General features: G+C 63.0%; 2 protein-coding genes. One reads left to right on the top strand and one right to left on the bottom strand.

Features of this window, described 5'->3' with window-relative positions:
• Positions 1-750: 750 nt before the first annotated feature.
• The gene (locus AAF184_25740) at positions 751-1,416 is read right to left on the bottom strand and encodes a hypothetical protein (protein ID MEO0425758.1); all 666 of its coding nucleotides are present in this window, start codon (positions 1,414-1,416) and stop codon (positions 751-753) included.
• Positions 1,417-1,711: 295 nt separating this feature from the next.
• Between AAF184_25740 and AAF184_25745 the strand changes: the two genes are divergently transcribed.
• Positions 1,712-2,157 (top strand): ATP-grasp domain-containing protein (locus tag AAF184_25745; GenBank protein ID MEO0425759.1); only part of this gene is annotated, 446 nt, incomplete at its 3' end.

The following is a 2,157-nucleotide window of genomic DNA, read 5'->3' on the forward strand; positions in this document are numbered from 1 at the left end:
CATCCCACCGGATTCGTGCGCGAGGCTGTGCTGTCGTATCTGCAAATCGCTTCGCCCCGCGTGCTGCGAGAACTCTTACCCTTAATGCGCCAAGACCCTAACGATCTCGTCATGAATCAGGTCGAGCATTTGATGGCCGAGCTGCAAATGATTTAGTCGAGTCGTCCTGGGCGACTGCCCTCAGTCATCCATGACCGACTTTAAACTGCTGCCAAGACTCTCGCTTGTCCTACGGAATGATCAGTTCTTCTCACTGTCAGCCCTGAGCCGCCCCCCATGATGAGTTGAACGCGCTTCGGGAGTAGAGCGGGAGCAGCACCGGTGGTGGCATGTTAGAGCATTCTGCCAGAGGGAAAAGAGACCGGCCCGACCCTGCACTGACAGGGCCGTGAGTCAACTCTTGAGTACTCTTGAACGGCTATGTCACAATGGACAGCATTACGCTTTAAGGAGCAAGGACGTGCTGGAAGCAAAGGTTCATGAACAGTTGCGGGCTTTCCTGCGACATCATGGCAATGCCGACTGGCCTCACCATCTCACGATGGCCCGTCTTGCCGCTCGAGCTTTGCGCTTGGGGCGGAGTTCCTTAATGCAGGTAGGAACCTCTGCCCTCTTTCAGGGGCACTATCGACTCAGCTATCTGATCTCGCTACTGCTGTGGCCCGATCCAGCCGTGCTTGTATTGCCGGAAACGCTACGGCAGGCAGTGCTCTACGGCGACATCCCCCGATTGCAGGAATGGATGCCCAGTCAAAAAACCGTGCACTGGGGTGACGCCTGGCCAAGCTCGAGGTTCGGCAGATCATCCGTCTCCCCCGCGCTCGGGAACGCAACCGCGCTCGGCAGGTCCATGCTCAGCCCCGCACCGCCGATCTTCTCCACGATCTGCTCAACCGTCTCCCGCACGTTCTGCCGCCGCGCGAACGCCACCACCGCAACATCAAGCCTCGTCGCCGTCGGCTCGCCGATCATCCGCCGGATCTGCTGGCTCGTGTCGAACACACCCTCCGGCAGCAGCTCACGGCCCGTGAGCGCCCGCTGCCGGTGGCTGATCTCCTGCATCAGCCCGTGTACCAGATACGCATCGTCAAGCAGCCCCGCGAGCCCAAGCTCATCCGGGATGAAGTCCACGTTCTCCGTCACGTAGCTCATCGCCGTGTCGAAGATCGGCTGCACGTGATCCAGCACGCTCTCCTTCTTCGCAGCCGCAAGCGCCCGCTCAATCACCTCCGGCATCGCGCCCACATAGTCCTGCACGATCCGCACCGCACGCTCGGTCTTCGCCGTCAACGCCGCATCGTCGAGCGCCGCGTCCGCCTTCTGATACCCGCGACGAACAAGCTGCGCAAGCTTGCCCGTCTCCCGCTCGTGCGCCAGCGCCGTCGCGATCTCTTCCCGCATCGTCGTAGTATCCAACGCTCTGCTCCAATCGCTCAAGCCCGCGGCCATCCGCCATCACGCTTCCCGAAACACCCAACCGGCCGCCCACGGCACCAACCCATGTACCCCATGCACCCCAGGCGCCAGCGAGCCAATCCACTCCGCCCACAGTCTAAGTCACACCCCGCACCGCGTTTGACCCCATCCGCACGGCGCCATGCCCAGACCAGCTCCACACCATCCCCCGCCCCCATATCATCACCCCGCAACCCAGCCCTCCCGCAGTGAACGAGCGGCACCCACGCCGCAAACGCACCCGAAGGAACACACCATGAAAGTCCACGAATTCCAGGCCCGCGACCTCCTCACCTCCTTCGGTCTCCCAGTCCCCTCCGCCCGCGTCGTCACGAGCGCCCACGAGGCAGACGACGCCTACCACACCGTCACCGAGGCAGCCAGCACGCCCGGTAACCCAGTCAAACTCGCCGTCGTGAAGGCGCAGGTCCACGCCGGCGGCCGCGGCAAGGCCGGCTTCGTCAAACTCGTCGAGTCCGCCAAAGACGCCCGCGAAGCCGCCGAGTTCATGCTCACAAACCGTATGGTCAGCCCCCAAACGCCCCCGGAAGGCCTCCCGGTCACCCGCCTCCTCGTCGCAGCCGGCGTCGATATCGCAAGCGAGTTCTACCTCGCCATCACCACCGACCGCGACACCCGCCGCAACATCCTCATCGCCAGCGCCGAAGGCGGCGTCGAGATCGAAGAAGTCGCCGCCAAAAA

This window comes from Pseudomonadota bacterium (genome assembly GCA_039815145.1).
In the GTDB taxonomy this organism is placed as follows: Bacteria; Pseudomonadota; Gammaproteobacteria; order Steroidobacterales; family JBCBZW01; genus JBCBZW01.